The 18,067-nt window shown below is 65.4% G+C and carries 14 protein-coding genes; 2 read left to right on the top strand and 12 right to left on the bottom strand.

The features are described 5' to 3' along the window. Positions 1-91: 91 nt before the first annotated feature. From HK353_RS02060 to HK353_RS02015, 10 genes are all read right to left on the bottom strand, one after another. Positions 92-1,186 carry a substrate-binding domain-containing protein gene (locus HK353_RS02060; protein ID WP_173151756.1) on the bottom strand — a complete coding sequence of 365 codons (1,095 nt, stop codon included), beginning with the start codon at positions 1,184-1,186 and terminating at the stop codon, positions 92-94. A 93-nt stretch (positions 1,187-1,279) separates the two neighbouring features. Next, entirely contained in the window at positions 1,280-2,377 is a 1,098-nt protein-coding gene (locus tag HK353_RS02055; RefSeq protein ID WP_173151754.1) for a LacI family DNA-binding transcriptional regulator, read from the bottom strand. A gap of 93 nt (positions 2,378-2,470) precedes the next feature. Beyond that, positions 2,471-2,794, bottom strand: coding sequence for a TfoX/Sxy family protein (locus HK353_RS02050; protein ID WP_245395710.1), 324 nt, complete (start codon positions 2,792-2,794; stop codon positions 2,471-2,473). A gap of 25 nt (positions 2,795-2,819) precedes the next feature. Continuing rightward, positions 2,820-3,236, bottom strand: coding sequence for a hypothetical protein (locus HK353_RS02045; protein WP_173151750.1), 417 nt, complete (start codon positions 3,234-3,236; stop codon positions 2,820-2,822). A 379-nt stretch (positions 3,237-3,615) separates the two neighbouring features. Next, entirely contained in the window at positions 3,616-6,279 is a 2,664-nt protein-coding gene (locus HK353_RS02040) for a GNAT family N-acetyltransferase (RefSeq protein ID WP_173151748.1), read from the bottom strand. Continuing rightward, positions 6,276-7,763: a lysine N(6)-hydroxylase/L-ornithine N(5)-oxygenase family protein gene (locus HK353_RS02035; RefSeq protein WP_173151746.1), complete on the bottom strand. Its 1,488-nt coding sequence runs from the start codon at positions 7,761-7,763 to the stop codon at positions 6,276-6,278. The genes HK353_RS02040 and HK353_RS02035 overlap by 4 nt, the downstream gene beginning before the upstream one ends. Further along, entirely contained in the window at positions 7,760-9,373 is a 1,614-nt protein-coding gene (locus HK353_RS02030; RefSeq protein ID WP_342589782.1) for a pyridoxal phosphate-dependent decarboxylase family protein, read from the bottom strand. The genes HK353_RS02035 and HK353_RS02030 overlap by 4 nt, the downstream gene beginning before the upstream one ends. Positions 9,374-9,873: 500 nt before the next feature. Beyond that, positions 9,874-11,400, bottom strand: coding sequence for an IMP dehydrogenase (guaB, locus tag HK353_RS02025; protein ID WP_173151744.1), 1,527 nt, complete (start codon positions 11,398-11,400; stop codon positions 9,874-9,876). Between the two features lie 125 nt (positions 11,401-11,525). Further along, a complete protein-coding gene (locus tag HK353_RS02020; protein ID WP_025776861.1) occupies positions 11,526-12,188 on the bottom strand; it encodes a GntR family transcriptional regulator in 663 nt (220 codons plus the stop codon). A gap of 9 nt (positions 12,189-12,197) precedes the next feature. Further along, positions 12,198-13,283 (bottom strand): pseudouridine synthase, encoded by a 1,086-nt coding sequence (locus tag HK353_RS02015; protein ID WP_173151741.1) that lies wholly within the window; start codon positions 13,281-13,283, stop codon positions 12,198-12,200. A 184-nt stretch (positions 13,284-13,467) separates the two neighbouring features. On the opposite strand from HK353_RS02015, the gene HK353_RS02010 reads away from it, so the two are divergent. Next, entirely contained in the window at positions 13,468-13,920 is a 453-nt protein-coding gene (locus tag HK353_RS02010; protein ID WP_173151740.1) for a hypothetical protein, read from the top strand. 147 nt (positions 13,921-14,067) lie between these two features. On the opposite strand, the gene HK353_RS02005 is transcribed toward HK353_RS02010, so the two are convergent. Together HK353_RS02005 and HK353_RS02000 are read right to left on the bottom strand one after the other, a co-directional pair. After that, the gene (locus HK353_RS02005) at positions 14,068-15,789 is read right to left on the bottom strand and encodes an acyl-CoA dehydrogenase family protein (protein WP_173151738.1); all 1,722 of its coding nucleotides are present in this window, start codon (positions 15,787-15,789) and stop codon (positions 14,068-14,070) included. After that, complete coding sequence (locus HK353_RS02000; protein ID WP_173151736.1) at positions 15,786-16,388, bottom strand: TetR family transcriptional regulator; 603 nt, start codon at positions 16,386-16,388, stop codon at positions 15,786-15,788. The genes HK353_RS02005 and HK353_RS02000 overlap by 4 nt, the downstream gene beginning before the upstream one ends. Before the next feature lie 92 nt (positions 16,389-16,480). On the opposite strand from HK353_RS02000, the gene HK353_RS01995 reads away from it, so the two are divergent. After that, positions 16,481-17,998, top strand: a complete 1,518-nt coding sequence (locus HK353_RS01995; RefSeq protein WP_173151734.1) for a class I adenylate-forming enzyme family protein — start codon at positions 16,481-16,483, stop codon at positions 17,996-17,998. Positions 17,999-18,067: the final 69 nt, after the last annotated feature.

The raw sequence follows: 18,067 nt of genomic DNA, 5'->3' as shown, positions 1-18,067 counted from the left end.
TACTTGTCGCAGTCGTTGACCCCGGCAGCCGGCGACCGGTGGCGGTCGCCGGCTCCAGGTCGGTCACGTCAGATTGTGAACGCGCACGCGCTCACTTGACGCCGGCATCGGCACAGAGCTTCTCCACCTTGCCGGTGCAGATGTCCTCGGCCTTGATCTGGTCACCGACGATGTCTTTGATGGTGTCGGTGGTGACGACCTTGGCTTCGACGAAGTCCGTGGGGGTGTCCTTGTAGGTCGTCCCTGCATCGACGTCCTCGCCTGCGGCCAGAGCCACGGCGGCCTTGGCTGCGAACTCGGCCTGTGGTGGGATCGACTTGTAGATCGTGGCGTACTGGTCACCCTTGAGAATGTTCTGCAGTCCATCCACTTCGGCGTCCTGACCGGTCACGACGGGTTCGACCTTGGCTTTCTTCGTTGCGGCGATGACGCCGCCGGCGGTGCCGTCGTTGGCAGAGTAGATCGCGATCGGCTTCTCACCCTTCCCCTGCAGCTGACCTTCGACCCACTGGCGGGCGTCGTCGGGGTTCCAGTCGAGGGTGTCGTGGCTGGCGGCGATGTCCACGCCTGCGCCCTTGAGGGTCTCTTCCGCGCCGGCCTTGAAGTCCGCGGCGTTCGGGTCCTTCGGATCACCATTGACCATCCAGACAGGTCCCGACTTCGGGTCGACTCCGGCTTCCTTGAGTCCGTCGAGGACGGCCTGGCCCTGCAGGTTGCCGATCTTCTTGTTGTCGAACGAGGTGTAGTAGTCAGCGCCTTCGAAGAAGCGGTCGTAGGCGATGACCGGGATCTTCTTGGCTTCGGCCTTCGACAGCGCGGATGAGACTGCGGAAGCGTCGACGGGGTCGAGGACGATGGCGTCGACGCCTTCGGTCACGGCCGCTTCAACCTGTTGCTGCTGCTGAGTCGCGTCCTGATTGGCGTTGCGGTATTCGACCTTCGCGTCTGGGTTGGCTTCTTTGAGGTACTTCTCGAAGTTCGGTTTGTCGAGTGACTCGTACCGGGTGGTCTTCGACTCGGGCAGCAGCAGCGCGATGGTGACGTCCCCGTCGCCGCCGGATCCGCTGTCGGCCTCGTCGTTTCCCTGGCCCTTCTGATTGCCGCAGCCGCTGAGTGCAAGAGCACCGATCGCGACGGAGGCACCGAGGAGCGCCAGCTTCTTGTGGGACTTAAGGTTGTGCCTCATTGTGAACCTTTCAATCTTTCTGACAACGTTGTCAGGCTGTTGAATATGATTCGCCGAACGTCGCCTGCTGTCAACTGTTTCGTCAAAAAATCTTCAGCGGGTGTCCGGCGGCTCTTCGCCGCTGCCACGAGCGATGACGCACAGTGCATTGTCGAAATCGGGCACGCCGTCGTCGACTCGATCGCGCCGGTTCGCCTCCCCCGCGATCGAGCCATCCCCCTCGCCGAGGCGGTCCCCGCCTTCCCCAGCATCGCTGGGTTCGACACCGACCCGGAGTCGTCGGACCGCCTCGGCGGCGAGGGATTCGACGTTGCGATCGACGACGGTGACGTCGAGGAGTTCGGCCGTGGGGAAATCGTCGATGCCGACCAGGGCCGGCCATTCGCCGAGGCGGCGGCAGGCGTCGATGGCACCTTGGGTCACCGTGGCGGACAGGGTGATCAGGGCTCCGGGTGCGCTGCGCGAGCCGAGCCAGGCGGCGACGACGTTCTTCGCGCTGGCTTCGTCGTGGGCGTCCTCGCGCATATAGGCGCGCCAGCCGACGCCGGTGCGACCGGCGATGGCGTCTTGGATTCCCTGCAGTCGGCGGGTGGTGATGAGGCTGGGTGAATGATCGCCGATGACGCCGAGCGCCATGTGCCCGTGAGCGAGCAGCTGTTCGGCCGCGAGGCGTCCCGCTTCGCGGTCATCACCTGCGACGATGCTGATTCCTGGGCCTTCGACGGCCGGGTCGAGGGACACGATTCGAGTGCCCGGCGCCGAGGCGGCCCGTGCGTAGGTCTCGGCCGCCTCGGGGTGTGCGCGGATGACGATGATCCCGGTCAGATCGTTGGCGAGGCATTCGTCGAGGAAGGCTTCCTCCCGGTCCGGGTCGTCACCGACCACGGTCACCACCGGGCGCAGGTCGAGGGTTGCGAGCTCGACTTCCACTGCGGCGAAAGCACGGGCTTGGAGGGCATCACCGGCGTCGGAGAGGACGACGCCGATATAGGGTGAGCGGCCTCCGGCGCGCAAGCGTCGGGCCGTGGGGTTGAGGCGGAATCCGAGTTCTTCGGCGGCAGCTTCGACCTTCTCCGCCGTCGAGGCGGCAACGTGCTTTTCGCCGTTGAGGACGCGGGAGGCGGTTTTGATGCTCACGCCGGCACGCGCAGCGACCGTGGCCAGGGTCGGCCGATCGTTCTGCTTCGCCATGCGCACACCTTTGAGTCTGAGAACCGGTTCGTGAATCTGCGCATCGACGCACAGGCAACCGTTGGAATGATCCTAACCGCTCGCGCGGCGGACTCAGTTGTGCTGGCCTGTTACCGTCCGGTTGAAGTCCAGGGCGGTCTCGACCCAGAATGCCAACGGTTCATCATCACGGAGGGCGGCTGCGCTCACGTTGATCCATCCGGGCCCCATGTCCCGACCGGTTCCCATCTCAGCCTGGGCAGCTTCGGGTCGTCTGAGGAGCTCATCGTGACGGTCGGGATCGATGTGCGCGAGCAAATCGCCCGTTTTACCAGCACTGACGATCATCTTCTCGTTGACCATGATCGCGAGGCCTCCGAACATCGAGACCTCTCGAACCACGGGCTCTTCGGCAATGAGCGCACGGATTCGTTCCATGAGTGAAGTCTGCTCGGGAGTCATATCAGTGGTCTCCGGTCGGCTCTGCAGCAGCAGTTCTTGATGCGATGAGTTTAGCGATGATCATCCCCAAAGCAACCAGGACGGAGGCCGTCGACAGCAGTCCCAGCAGCGGAAGTCCGAACATCACAGTAATGATCCCAAGGTACTCCGCGGCCCCGGAGCTCGGAACCGACCAGGACGCCACAGCTGTTGCCAGTCCAACGATGACGGCAAGGCCGCCGAATGTCTTCACAGCAATGTTTGCTGTCTGAGTTCGGGGCAGTGCCGCGATGATGAGCGTGCTGGCGATCAGCACGAAAGCCGCGCACATCGAATCGTATGGTCGGACGGTTCCGGCCTCGAAATCGGAGCTGTCGAACAGAACATAGGCAGCATAGACGGCACCGCACGAGGCGAGGGCCGCACTCAGTCTGAGCATCATCGTCACCTTCTTGAATGCGCATGAAGTACCGTACGAAAGGACTGTCTAAATGGACTGACCGACTCCGCAGTTGACCGTCAGAATCGGGCTGTTCCTCTGGTTACTCTAAGCGCGTTCTCCCTGTTTCCAGAGATGCGAACTGCAACGATCAGGTCTCAATACTCATCGCCGAGGCGGGACCCCTTTCCGGAGTCCCGCCTCGGCGAGTGGCGTGTTCCGCTGCGTCGATTCACCGACAGCACAGCGCAGCGGCGAGCGCACGCACTGGCTCAGTCCTCCTTCACTGAGCGCTCGAGTTACCGTCGCTGTATCACGTTATGCGGTATGCGGCGAGCGGTCGCCGCTGAGGCGAGCGGTCGGCGTGGCCCCCTATGGCTCAGCGCGCCACCGGGTTGGGCATGGTGCCCGCGTAGAGCAGTGATTCGGCTTGGTTTCCAATGTCGACCATCTGCTTCGTGTTCTTCAGCTGCAGCCGGTTGAGGCACGAATGAGCGAAGTGGTCGGCACGCAGATCGACGTCGCCACTGACACCCCGCGCAGCATCCGGGTGCTCCGCTTCGTAGTCGTCGAGGGTCTCGGCGACGATCGCCCAGAACCTCTCGGCCGGCAGCAGTCCATCGGCGTCGAGGATGCCGGACAGGTGCCGCAGGACCCCGTCGAACATATCGGTGAACACAGACAGGGCCTTCTCCTCTCCCGACACCACGGCGCGAATGCGTTCGACGTCGGCGGGCAGTTCGCGGTGGCCGAGCACGGCGACCTCCTCACCGATGTCCTTCATGAACGCCCCTGTCACCGTGTGCTCATCGAGGACGAGGACGAGGTTCTCTCCGTGCGGCATGAACACGAGGTCGTGGGCCAGCAGTGCATGGACGAGTGGTTTCAGGTACGCCCGCAGGTAGCTGCGCAGCCATGCCGCGGCACTCAGACCCGATGCGCTGATGAGCTCGCCGGCCAGCGACACCCCCTGGTGATCCCGGTGCAGCAGGGCGGCCATGGTGATGAGCTTCTGACCTGGTTCGATCTGCTCGACAGGGTTCTCCCGCCACAGGGCAGCCAGCATCTTCCGGTGTGGGTTCGTCTCCTTCGTCTGGTGGTAGACGTCCCCCGTGTAGCCGAGCGTCGCACGCTCCCGCAGCACTCGGAATCCCGCCTCGGCGAAGGTGTCATCGGAAGAGATGAGGTTTGCGACCCAGTCGTTGATGGCCGGGGTGTCACGCATGTACTTCGGCGACAGCCCGCGCAGGAATCCCATGTTCTGCACGGCGAGCGCGACTTTCACATACGGAGCTCCGGCCCGCGAATGGTTGAAGAACGTGCGCAGGGACTGCTGCGCCTGGTGCTTATCGAGTCCCTCCCCGAGCGGCAGCAGATCACCTCGGGCGATGTCCGCGGCAAAGGTGATCGCCAGACGGTGGTCGGCCTGCCAGGGATGGATCGGCATGAGATGGAAGTCCGCCGGGTCCTGTCCCGCCGCCCGGATCCGGGAGCCGAAGCGGTCCCGTTCGGCTTCGCTGAGCGCCTCACCGAGGTGGCTCTCCTCGTCGAGTCCAACGCCCAAGGAGAGATGGCTGAGATCGCGCCTCACCGCCACCCATTCGATGCGATTGAGTTTCCCGTTCTCCGGTGCCCACGTGCGGAAGTCGCTGAGGCCGAAGCCGATGCGGCCGTTGTTCGCGAGGAACCCGGGGTGACCTTCGGTCATGGCCGCCTCGGTGGTCTGGAAGTCCGCATCGGCGAGGGTACGTGAATCCGGCCTGCGTCCGGCGCGGGCGTCTTCGAGCTTGTACGCGGCCCCGGCCAGGGTCGACGCGAGTTCCTCGAGGTATGTGGAGATCAGGTCCTCCGGGATGGAGAGTTCGTCTTGGAGTTCGACGACGAGTTCCTGTGCGTCGAGCGGCACCTCGGTACCGTCGCGCCACCGAGTGATGCTCGCTTCATCGATCACCCAGTGTTCGAGCGGCAGCACACACGCGGCGAATGTGTACCGGCTGGAGCCGTCGATGCTCAGTTCCCAGGTCCGGCCCTCGCCATTCGCCGAGGCGGCTCCCCCGAACGGATGTGCACTGCCGTTCGCTGCAGCTGCTTCACCCTCACCGAGGCTCACCGGTGCAATGAGTCGTTCGTGGGCGAATTCGGACAGGGCTTTGGCGACGAGGTGGCGCTGCGCGACGGCGAACGCATCGGAGTTGAGATGGGCGTATGGCGCCGGCGGCGTTGCTGCTCTCCGGCTCATTCGTGATTCCGTCAGCTTCTGGTCGCCAGCCGATTCCTCGGTCTCAGCGACGAGAGTCGGTCGCGCGTGATCCGAGTTGATGGGCGTCGGTCCCAGGCCTCCGGCGCCGACGAACGGGGCCAGTGCGCTGGACTCGAAATCCGCGCGGGTGCATACGCTCACGAGCGCGCGTTTCTCGATCTCGCCCATCATGATGGTCGCCTCGGTGATGGGGGTGAAACCGGCAGCTCGGTTCTTCTCGATGATCGCGTCGTTCCTGGCATCGGGTTCGACGATGACACGCTCGGCACCGCGTCCTCCCTGGTCAACAGGCTTCAGGCAGAAGTCGATGACCTCCGCCATGATGCGGTCGGTGAGGCCGTGCACGGCCGGTCCTGCCGGCGGTGCGACCAACAGGTGCATCCCGATGTCCGCAGACCCGGTGGCCAGGACGTTCTGCGGGATGAGGCTGCCCGGAGTGTAGGTCTCGACGTAGAAGCAGTCGTTGTCGTCGACGGAGCCGACCCAACCGGCGTCGTCCGCGGAGTCGCGAATGCCTTCGAAGTAGGCCCGGACCTCGTTCTGGTCGAGGTCGGTCATCATCCAATAGTGAGCACGCGGGTGGGTCAGCCACTCGTGGATCCGGGCGGTGTCCCGGTCGACGTCGAGCGGACGGATGGTCACCGTCGCCGAGGCGGCCGTGAGCTTCACGTCCGAACTGCGGTCCGTGCGCGTACAGGTGGCGTTCGCACCAACCGCAGAATCGGTCGGGTCGGTTTCGTCCGCCTCGGTGGTGGTGAGGCTGGTGATGAGTTCGGTGGTCATGCGTGTGACATCTCCTTGGAGTCGTCGAGTGCGAAGGCGGCATCGGGCACGGCATCGGATTCGTCGGCCTGCACCCCGAAGGTCTGGAAGGCGATGGTCCGTTCGATCGGATAGGGTTCCCGGCCGGTCACTGCGGCCAGCACCACCGAGGCCCGCCACGGGCCGAAGCCGAGGTCGGGGGCGGTCACGCCGTGGGTGTGCTCTTCGCCGTTGAGGACGTGGATGGTCCCCTCGTCGTTGATCGTGTAGTGGCGACTGACGTCGAGGCGGCCTCGAGAATCCAGGCGCATGTCGTCGCCGAGGGGCGCCAGGAAATCCGGGACCTGCGATTTGTATCCGGTGGCGGCGACCACGGACCCGGATCGCCGAGTAAATGTCTTGTCCAGTGCCGTGTTGCGGAAGCCGAGCAGGTATTCGCCGCTGATCGGATCAATGTCGGCGCTCTCGAGTTCGGCTTCGGAGACGAGGTTCGTCAGCAGCTGCCGCCCGCCGCGGCTGAGTCGGTAGAGAGTATCGTGGATGTCGTCGACAAGGTCGGCGGAGATGCCCTTGTACAGCGTGCGCTGTTCCCGGCCGACGCGTTCGCGCAGCTCATCGGGCAACGCTCGGAAGTGGTCGGTGTACTCCGGGGAGGTCATCTCAAGGGTGAGCTTCGTGTACTCCATCGGGAAGAACCGCGGCGAGCGGGTCACCCAGTCCAGGCGCACTCCGCGGTCTTCGGCGTCGTCGACGAGGTCACGGTAGATCTCGGCGGCGGACTGGCCGCTGCCGATGATCGTGATCGCCCCCGAGTCGAGCAGCGCTTCCCGGTTCTCGAGATAGTCGGCGGCGTGGATGAGTGGGCCGGCGGCGGGCGAGTCGGCGGCTCCGTCCGGGCCGGCGGAGGGCGAGTCGGCGGCGTGGATGAGTGGGCCGGCAGCGGGCGAGTCGGCGGCACCGTCCGGGCCGGCGGCTCCTCCTCCGAGCCCCTGCAGCGCAGGTGGCAGCACCGGCTGCGTTCCCACCCCGAGGACGAGATGCCGAGCGCGGTAGGTCTCGGTCGTCAGGATCGAACCGGAGTCATCGGCCACCTCGGCGAGAGCGGTGTACACACCGTCGTCCCTGGTCACGGACACGACGCGACGGTTCCATCGCAGCGTCTCCAGCTGAGCGGCGACCCACCGGCAGTATTCGTCGAATTCAGCGCGCAGGGGGTAGAACGATTCGCGGATGTAGAACGGGTAGAGCCGCTTGCGCTCCTTGAGGAAGTTGAGGAACGAGTACGGCGAAGTGGGGTCGGCCATGGTGACGAGGTCGGCCAGGAACGGCACCTGGATGGTCGAGCCTTCGATCATCATGCCCGGGTGCCAGCGGAATTCGGGGCGCTGGTCGAGGAAGATCGCGTCGACGTCGTCGAGCGGTTCCGACAGCGCGGCCAGTCCGAGTCCGAAGGGTCCGATGCCGACGCCGAGGATGTCGTGGATGGGCGTGGAATCTGCGCTCATGCTGCGCCTCCTTCTGTCGCTGCGTCCTCGAGGTCCCGGCCGGCGAGGATGCCGTGTCCGGTGGCTCGGACGAGGTCGAGCACGGCGGTGACGTCGTCGATGCGGGTGTCGGGGTTGAGCAGGGTGAGTTTGAGCCACGGCGTGCCGTCGATGACGGTGCGGGCGATGGCGGCGCGGCCGGAGCGGAAGAGGACTCGACGGATGAGCGGGACGAGTTCGTCGCAGGTGGCCTGGTCCGCGGTCGCCGGGGTGAATCGGAAGAGCACCGTGGACAGGTCCGAGGCGCCGAGCACTTCGAAGTCCGCCTGGTCCTCGAGCAGCGCCCGGACGTCGGTCGCGAGGTCGCAGACGGTGTCGAGCATCGATCCGATCTCGCCTGCCCCGCGGGCGCGCAGCGTCGTCCAGAGCTTGAGCGCGTCGAAGCGGCGGGTGGTCTGCAGGGACTTGTCGACCTGGTTCGGTTCGGCGTCGGCTTCTTGCGCTTCGGCTTCGGGATTGAGGTAGTCGTGGTGGTGGATCGTCGGCGCGAACAGGCTCGCGTCCCTGATGAGCAGGGCCGATGAGGACACGGGCTGGAAGAACGTCTTATGGAAGTCGATGGTCACCGAGGTGGCCCTGGAGATCCCGTCGAGCAGGTGGGCTCGTTGTGGGGCCCAGAGCAGCCCGCCGCCGTATGCGGCGTCGACGTGCAGCCACACGTTCGCCGATTCGCAGACATCGGCGATGGTCTCGAGCGGGTCGATGACACCGAGGTCGGTGGTTCCGGCGGTGGCGACGACGGCCATGGGGATCTGGTCGTTCGCCTTGATCGCGAGGAGGCTGGCATTGAGTGCTTCGACATCCATGCGGCCGGACTGGTCGGTCGGGACGGCCGCGACCGCCTCGGCGTCGAGGCCGAGGAGGAACGCAGCGCGGGACACGGAGAAGTGGGCCTGGTCGGTGGCGAGGATCCGCAGCCGCGACAGCAGGTCGCGGCGGTTGGGCGCGCCCAGGCCAGGGCCGCCTCGGCGGGATTCGGCGTCAACGGTCTCAACGTGTCCCGCCGCCTCGGCGAGGACGTTTTCGCGGGCGAGGAACAGTGCCTGGAGATTCGACTGGGTGCCTCCGGAGGTGAAGATTCCACCGCCGCCGGCGAAGCCGAGGTGCCCGCAGGTCCAGTCGATGAGTCGGCGTTCCATGAGGGTGGCGACCTCGGACTGGTCGTAGGTGTCGACCGAGGTGTTGATGGCGGCGAGCATCGCTTCGGCGGCGACGGCGGGCACGGCGACGGGGCAGTTGAGGTGGGCGACGTAGCTGGGGTGGTGGAACCACACGGCATTGTCGGCGTAGAGGGCGTCGACTTCGCGCAGGGCCTCGGAGTTGCCGACGCCTGCGGTGTCGAGGTCGACAGCGTCGACGGCGGCCTGCAGTCCGGAGCGATCCTTTGCCGAGGCGGCCCGCTCAGTTGTGCGGAACCGATCGCCGAGGATGTCGACGACGTCGTGCATGAGCGATGTGTACGCGTCTGCGCTGTGAGCGCCGAGGAGGGCATCGGTGTGGGGGATTTCGGGGGTTTGAAGGGGTGCTGCGGTGGGTGTCGCTTCGGTGTCGTAGAGCAGAGAAGTCGTCACTGTGAGGTTTCCTCCTTCGATGATGCGCACCGCGAAGCGCGGCTCGCATTAGGGAAACCTACCCTAAGTTCTTTTGTTTCCGAAGAGCCTCCGGGTGGATTTGTTGACTACGGAAGTAGACTCCTCACCAAGGACGATGCCGCCGCTTCCCAGCGTTCACACGGCAAGGCGACCGTTCGCACTACGGGTGCATCGGCCGGAAAATGATCGAGTGGCATTCGTCACATCGGGGTCCGTCATCCAGCATCGTGAGACCAAGGGCGCCCCGGTGACCGCGGATTGTTGGGTCGATCCACGGTGGTTTCAGACCGCAGAACACCGTGGATCGACCCAACAATTTGCTCAGGCACTGCACAGTCACAGCTTCCCGTCGAACAGCCAGGAATTCGCCCCGCGCCTTCAGCCGACCGCACACGCAAGAAGCCGCAGCCTCCGCGCAAACGCGGAAGCTGCGGCTTCTCACTGACCAGAGGCATCGCAGCCAGAGGTGCCTGCCTACGTCACTTCACGACGTAGTTCGGGGCCTCGACGGTCATCTGGATATCGTGTGGGTGGCTTTCCTTCAGCCCTGCCGTGGTCAGGCGGACGAATTTGCCCTTGGCCTTGAGCTCGCCGACGGTGCGTGCGCCGACGTAGAACATCGTCTGGCGCAGGCCTCCGGTGAGCTGGTGGGCGACCTGCTTGAGGTGACCGCGGTAAGCGACTCGGCCTTCGATGCCCTCGGGGATGAGGTCGGTATCGGTGGCGATATCGGCTTGGAAGTAGCGGTCCTTCGAATACGACTTGCCCTTGCGCGGAGCCATCGCGCCGAGCGAACCCATGCCGCGGTAGGCCTTGTACTGCTTGCCGTTGACGAAGATGAGGTCGCCCGGCGACTCGTTGCATCCGGCCAGCAGCGAGCCGAGCATGACGGTATCGGCGCCGGCGACGAGGGCCTTGCCGATGTCACCGGAGTACTGGAGACCGCCGTCGGCGATGACCGGCACCCCGGCGGCCTGAGCGGCCTGTGCAGCAAGGTGGACGGCAGTGACCTGCGGGACGCCGACACCGGCGACGACGCGGGTGGTGCAGATCGATCCGGGTCCAACGCCGACCTTGACGGCGTCGACTCCGGCCTCGACGAGCGCCTGCGCGCCTTCCTTCGTGGCGACGTTTCCGCCGATGATCTGCACGGCGGAGAACGCGGGGTCCGACTTGATCTTCTTGATCATGTCGGTGACTCCGCGAGCGTGGCCGTTGGCGGTGTCGACGACGAGAACGTCGGCGCCCGCCTCGGCGAGCATTCCTGCGCGCTCATAGGCGTCGCCGTAGAATCCGACGGCGGCACCGACTCGCAGGCGACCTTCGTCGTCCTTGGTGGCCAGCGGGTATTCCTCGGTCTTGACGAAGTCCTTGACGGTGATGAGGCCCTGGATGACGTTGTTGTCGTCGACGAGGGGCAGCTTCTCGACCTTGTGTTCGGCGAGCAGCTCGAAGGCCTTCTCAGCGGCCACACCGACGGGCGCGGTGACCAGCGGCATCCTCGTCATCGTCTCGGCGACGGTGCGTGTGGGGAATTCGCTGCGGGTGACGAAGCGCAGGTCGCGGTTGGTCACGATGCCGACGAGCACATTGTTCTCATCGACGACGGGCAGTCCGGAGATGCGGTACTTGCCGCAGATCTCATCGAGTTCTTCCAGAGTCTTGTCCGGGGTGATCGTCAGCGGGTCGTTGATCATGCCCGATTCGGAGCGTTTGACGTAGTCGACCTGCTTCGCCTGATCCTCGGCGGAGAGATTGCGGTGGATGATGCCGAGGCCGCCGATGCGGGCCATGGCGATCGCCATCCGCGATTCGGTCACGGTGTCCATCGCCGCGGAGACGAGCGGGATGTTGAGCTCGATCTCCTTGGTCAGCCGGGAGGCGGTGGAGGCTTCAGAAGGGATGACATCGGTGTCGCCTGGCAGGAGGAGGACATCGTCATACGTGAGTCCCGTCAGCGAGAACGGATCGTTTGCGGCCTGTGATTCCTGCTCAGGGTTACCCATGAAGACAGCCTTTCGACGCGAAGATACGGTGGCTCAATGCTATCGGAGCGAGAGAGTCGACCGCTATGGGTTCAAGCACCGAGCACTGTGAGACTGGCTACACAGGAAATGCTGTCGGATTCGCCCTAGCGCCCCTCCCCCACTGACCGTGCGAGGTCGAGGGTCGAAGCTTCGGAGTCGTCGAGGTGGATTCGCAGCAGTCCTTCGGCTCCCTGCCGGTCCCCGGATTTCATCTTCTCGAGGATGTCCCGATGCGGGTTCGCCCAGTGCGAGTGGTACTTCCCGGGTTCGGGCGAGCGCGAGAACGTCGTCGACAGCCGGGCCATGAGATTGAGGTAGAACTCGTCGAGAAGCGGTGAACCGAGGAGGCCGACGATCGCACGGTGGAACGACGCCGAGTGTTCCTGCGCGTCGGCCCAGGTTTCGTTCTTCGGTGCGGTTTCGGCCCGGACCACGGAGGCTTCGACGGCGGCCATCGCCTCGTCGGTGGCGTCCTGCGATTCCTGGACGGCGCGGATCTCGAAGACCCGGCGCGCGCGGTAGAGGTCCTTGAGTTCGTCGATGCCGAAGGTGGAGACGAAGAAGCCCCGGTTGGGCTCCTGAGTGAGCAGCCCGGCGTGGCGCAGCAGGCTCAGCGATTCGCGGGCGGTGTTGCGCGAAACGTTGAATTCTTTGGCCAGGGCACCATCGCGGACCGGGCTTCCTGCCGGGTATTCGCCGTCGGTGATGCGGGTGCGGACAAGGGCGACGATGGCCTCTGATGTGCATCCGGGGGCGTGTGGACTCATAACACCAGGCTACCGGGTTTCGCCTGAATCGGAGCTGACCGCGGCGGGATCGAGCTCGAGTGCGCTTTCGAATCGCCGGCTCAACCCCGTCAGCGGATCATCGAATGCGATCTCAGCGGCCAACAGCTGCAGCGGTGACGTGAAGTCGTAGGGGTCCGGGGCGAGGTCGACCGGATAGACCGGATCGCCGAGGATGGGCAGCCCGAGCGCGTTCATGTGCACCCGCAGCTGGTGCGTCTTGCCCGTGACCGGGCTCAACTCGTATTCGGCAATCGCATCCAGTCGCCGAGGCGGTGCTCCGTTTCCGTCCCCCGCCCGTTCGGGCGGGGCACTGGCAGTTCCCCGTCGCCGAGGTGGCGGCGAGGTATCCGTGTCACCTCGCGATGGCTCGCCGTCCGGTGGGGTGATGGTTCGAAGCAGTCGGATCCGACTGACCGCATTCGGCTCCCCTGCGACTTCGTGCACCTGGCGTCCGCCGACGGGTTTGACCAGGCGCGATTCGCGGACGAGTGGGAATTCGAGCTCCGGCGGCGGGGCCGGCGCCAGGGCGCGGTAGGTTTTGCTGACTCGTCGGTCTTGGAACAGGCGCTGGTAACGGCCGCGTGTCTCGGGCCGTTTCGACAGGACCAGCAGTCCGGCGGTGATCCGGTCGAGGCGGTGGATGGCGACGAGGTCGGGCTGGCCGAGGTCGACGCGCAGACGCGTGACGACGCATTCGCGGACGAACTGTCCGTTCGGGGTACTGGCGAGGAAATGAGGTTTGTCGACGACGAGGAGGTCCTCGTCCTCGAAGACGATCCCGACCTCAAACGGGATTCGCTCTTCTGGTGGGACCGGACGGTGGAAGAAGTAGAACCCACCGGGAATGACCGGGTCGTCCCAGGTCACCGGGAGCCCCGCCTCGTCGCGCATGTCCCCATCTGTCAGCAGCGCCTGTCGGGAATCGGGGGCCGCCTCGGGGAATTCGGATTCGAGCCAGGCCCCGATCGAGTCGGGAACGGGCAGGTTATTCTTCGCATGGGTGGCCTTGCCGCCGGGGGCGCGCAGCGCGGTCGCCGAGATTCCTTCTCGGGGCGGGAGCGGACTGCGGGGCATGGGGCCAAGTCTATGCGGTGCCGTCGTCGTCCCAGTCTTTGCGGTGCCGTCTTCTCGTCCGGGGCGCGGAAGCATTGGCACGGAACCGCACGAAGTCTGCCGCATACCGCAGATCGGCCGCGGTTTCCGCAAAACTCCGAGACACCTTCGAGCTCCCGACGACTGAGCACATATGGTGGGACACATGGACCGCATCGAACTCACGCAGGATGTCCTCTGCGAGAAGGTCGTCACTCCGATCGTTCTCGCGATGTTCGCCGATCACGAGTGGGACAGCATCGCGATGCTCCGCGATACCGAAGACGAGCGTCGACTCTTCGCGCGGATCGTCGTCGCCGGGGAGGCCATTGAAGTCCTCCTCGACTACCCCGGCAACGATGAGAGCCTCTACGACATGCAGGAGCGCCTGGTCGCGGAGTTCCGGTCGTTCATCGAAACTTCTGAGTTCGGTGCGCGACGCGCCCCGGAATGGGAAACCGATCCATTCGCCCTCGAGCACAAACCTGCTGTCGTCTCTCGCACTCCGCGACCGGATTTCGACGGACCGCCGGACTGCGTTCAGCGTCGCCTGCGCAACCGCGGCCGGGTCATGCGCGTCGACCGCCGCCGGTGCGTCTCCGCTCACCGCCGCGACTGAGCTCCTGCCTCGACGCCTGCGGGCGTTTCAGTTTCACCCGCGCTTGAGTCCCGCACCCTCTGCAGCCCAGTTCGCGTTGAATAGCCCATGTTAGAAACTGTGCTATTCAACTCAAACTGGGCTGTTCGCCGATGTTACCGCCGACTCTCACGCCCGGGCGACGAGGAAGTCGACGTCGACTCCGTCCGGCAGGGCGCCGTATTCGCGGCCCCGGTCGGCACCGAGTCGGGCCGCGGCAAAACTGGCCGCCACCTCGTCCGGGGCGGATTCGAACAGGATCGCCGCCTGCATGAGCAGCGCCATCTTCTCCACGAGAGCTCGGCCTCCGGCCTGCAGCGACGCCTGTGCTGCCGCATCCCCGGAGCCCAGATCCTGCGCCGCGTCCTGCAATGACCGGGCCAGCGACTCGTAAGCCGCGTCGAAATCAGCGTGTTTGCCCAAACCGGTCTCGAGGAAGCCGAGGAACGTCTTCGCACTGCGCGGCTCGCGAGCCAAGGCGCGCAGCACGTCGAGGACAATGACGTTGCCTGAGCCTTCCCACACCGCCATCACCGGCTGCTCCCGGTAGCGGCGGGCCAACGGGAAGGACTCTGTGTAGCCGTTGCCGCCGAGGCATTCGAGCGACTCGTAGGCATGCTCGGGGCCGCGTTTACAGATCCAATACTTGCCGACGGCCGTCGCCAGGCGGCGGAAGTCGGCCGCCTCGGCGCTGTCGTCATCATAGGCCGCGGCTAGGTGCAGCGCGGTGAAGGTGGCTGCCTCCGCCTCCAGTTGGAGGTCGGCGATGACGGCGCGCATGAGCGGCTGGTCGATGAGCTTGGCGCCGAAGGCCGCGCGCCCACGGGCGTGCCAGACCGCCTCGGCGACGCACTGGCGCATCCCCGCCGTCGAACCGAGGACGCAGTCGAGTCGAGTCTGGGCCACCATTTCGATGATCGTGCGCACCCCCTTGCCGGCCTGCCCGAGCAGCCACCCCTGGGTGGCGTCGAACTCGACTTCAGACGAGGCGTTGGATCTGTTCCCCAGCTTGTCCTTGAGCCGCTGGATGCGCACCGAGTTGAGGCCACCGCCGGGCAGCACACGGGGCACGACGAAGCAGCTCGGCCCCTCATCGAGTTGGGCGATGACGAGGAATGCGTCCGACTGCGGAGCCGAACAGAACCACTTGTGGCCGGTGATGAGGTAGTGGTCGCCGGACGGGACCGCAGTGGTGGTGTTCGCCCGGATGTCCGATCCGCCCTGTTTCTCCGTCATGGCCATACCGAACGTCGCTGCGGACTTCGTCGCCGGGTCGACCCTCCGCGGATCGTACCCGGCTGCGGTGGCACGCGGCACCCAGAAATCGGCGAGAGCGGAGTCGACGCGCAGGGACGGCACGACCGCGTGCGTCATCGACACGGGGCAGGCATGGCCGGGTTCGATCTGGGAGAAGAGCATGAACCGCGCGGCACGCTCGACGTTGGCTCCCGGCCCGGGATGAGTCCAGGCATACGAGTGCGCCTCCGCGTCGAGTGCATCGCCGATGATCCGGTGGTAAGCCGGGTGGAATTCGATCTCGTCGACGCGATTGCCCCAGTCGTCGTGGGTCCGCAGCACCGGCCCGTGAACGTTGACCAAGCGTGCGTCGTTGATGAAATCGGCGCTGCCGACGAGCGCCCCGATGCGCTCGAGCTCATCGTGCGAGGCACCCGGCGAATAGTGGGCGAGCGCGTCTTTCAGGGCCGTATTCAGCGAGAACTCGTTGATATCTCGCCGAGGCGGCGCTTGGTTGAACACGGTATGCGTCGTCCGTGGGGTGGAGGGTTCCGACGTGGGTTCTGCGGAACGTGTGACTGCAGTGTTCGCGGTGGTGTCGGGCGTGGTGGTCATGTTTCTCCTAGAGCGGATCGGGTGAACGTGGTCAGTGCCCTGATGAGAGTCTCGATCTCCGTCGGGCTCGGATTCGGGGCCGCCGGGTCGAGGATGTCGACGAGGTTCTCTCCGACGCTTCCGACGATCGAACGGGCGACCACCTCGGCGGGGATCTGCGTGCCGCCCACCCGGTCCAGGGCTGCCCCGATGGCGGCGGCATATCCGCGGCGCAGCCGCAGTCGCTCACTCTGAACCGGTTCGGGAACCTCTTCGAGCAGCAGCGCGTGGGCGAGCCGGCGACCGGCCACAGCACGGCGGACGAAGACTTCGACAGTCGATTCGGCGATCTGCGAGGCCGTGGCCGCCTCGGCGACGGTACCGGCGATGACCTCCAGCTCGTGGCCTGCCGCCTGCGCGAAGACCAGCCGCAGCAGCTCGTCTCGGCTGCTGAAGTACGTGTAGATCGACCCGGCACTGCAATCGGCCTCGACGGCAACCGCGGCCACACTCGCCGAGGCGAATCCTCCGCGGGCAATGACATGGCGAGTGGCGCGTTCGATGCCGGCCCGACGCGCCTCGGCATTGGCCCGAGTGCGCTGGGTTGCGCGATACGCCATCCTCACCTCGGATCGTCGAAGGGCTCGCTTCCACAAAGAAATGAATCGTGGTTCAATTGTTTTCAGTATGACACTCGTCACAAGGAGAAGCAATGAAGCTCGGAACCATGCTCGACACCACCGTCCTGCGGAACCCCGACAAGGAGGCCCTGGCCTATGAGGATCAGCGCTTCACCTACGTCGAGCTGCGCCACCGGGCGCTCAAGGCGGCGCAGGTGCTCAGCGACAACGGAATCCGGCCCGGCGACGCCGTGGGCATCATGACGGTGAATGTCCCGGGGTTCGTCTTCGCAGCTTTCGGCGCGTGGTACCTCGGTGCGACCGTCGTACCGGTCAATCACAAGTTCCAGCCCCCAGAGGTCAAGTACACGATCGAGCATTCGGGAGCGAAGCTCGGCATCGTCAGCACCGAGCTCGCCGAAGTCGCGCGGGCCGGGGCACCGGACATCACCTGGCTGGAGACAGAACCCAGCGCCCCGGGCAGCTTCGATGTCCAGCTCGATGCCGCGACCGAGGCCGACCCCGGGGACTTCACCGATGAACAGGTCGCGCAGATCCTCTACACCTCCGGCACGACGAGCTCACCGAAGGGATGCGTGCATTCGCACCGCAATATCTTCCAAGTCGGCACTCTCATCAACCTCAACATGGATTACCGCGACGACGACCGGTACCTCATCTGCATGCCGATCTGGCATTCGGCGCCGCTGAATATCGCTCTCATCCCGACGATCCAGATGGGTGGAACGGTCGTCCTCCAGCGGGCTTATCACCCGGTGGAGTCGATGCAGGTCATCGCGGCGGAACAGATCACGACGTTCTTCGGACCCACTGTCGCCTATGTGGCGCCGATCATGACCGCGAAGAAGCTCGGCTTCGATTTCTCCGACTATGACTTCTCGTCCATTCGCCGGTGGAACTACGGCGGCGCTCCGATCGACCGTTCGACGGCGGCCATGCTCGTCGAGGCCTACGGGACGAACCAGTTCTACAACCTCTTCGGCATGTCCGAGATGGGGCCGACCGGATGTCTTCTCGGACCTGAGGACCAGCTCCGCAAGGCCGGGTCCGTCGGCAGGCATGCCATGGTCGGCAACGCCATGCGCGTGGTCACGGCCGACGGTGCCGAGGCAGGTCCCGGGGAGACCGGCGAGATCTGGTTTGCCGGTGACACCCGGATGCGCGAATACCTCGGCAATCCCCAAGCCACCGAGGCGGCCTTCGAGGGCGAGTGGTACAAGACCGGTGATCTCGCCCGGCTCGACGAGGACGGGTATCTCTATATCGTCGACCGCTCGAAGGACGTCATCATCGTCGGCGGCGAGAATGTATTCTCCCTTGAGGTCGAGGAGGCTATCATCACCCACGAACGGGTCGCCGACGTCGCGGTGGTGGCGAAGCCGGATCCGCAGTGGGGCGAGCAGGTCGTCGCCTTCATCACGACCACCGATGGTGAGGACTTCGGTGTCGAAGAGCTGCGCGACCACCTGGCCGACAAGCTCGCCCGCTACAAGCTGCCGCGCGAAGTACTGACCGTCGATGAACTGCCGCGCAACCCCTCAGGCAAGCTGCTCAAGCACAAGCTGCGCAGCGAGGTGGCTGCCGGCTGAGCGGCACCCCTCCGGCCCCGCCTCGGCGAGGCGATCCGCCAGGTTACGGAGCCATCCCGCGACCCGCCC

Origin of the sequence: Brevibacterium permense (genome assembly GCF_013280495.1) — a bacterium.
GTDB lineage: Bacteria > Actinomycetota > Actinomycetes > Actinomycetales > Brevibacteriaceae > Brevibacterium > Brevibacterium permense.
This window is presented reverse-complemented; position numbering and strand designations above follow the sequence as displayed.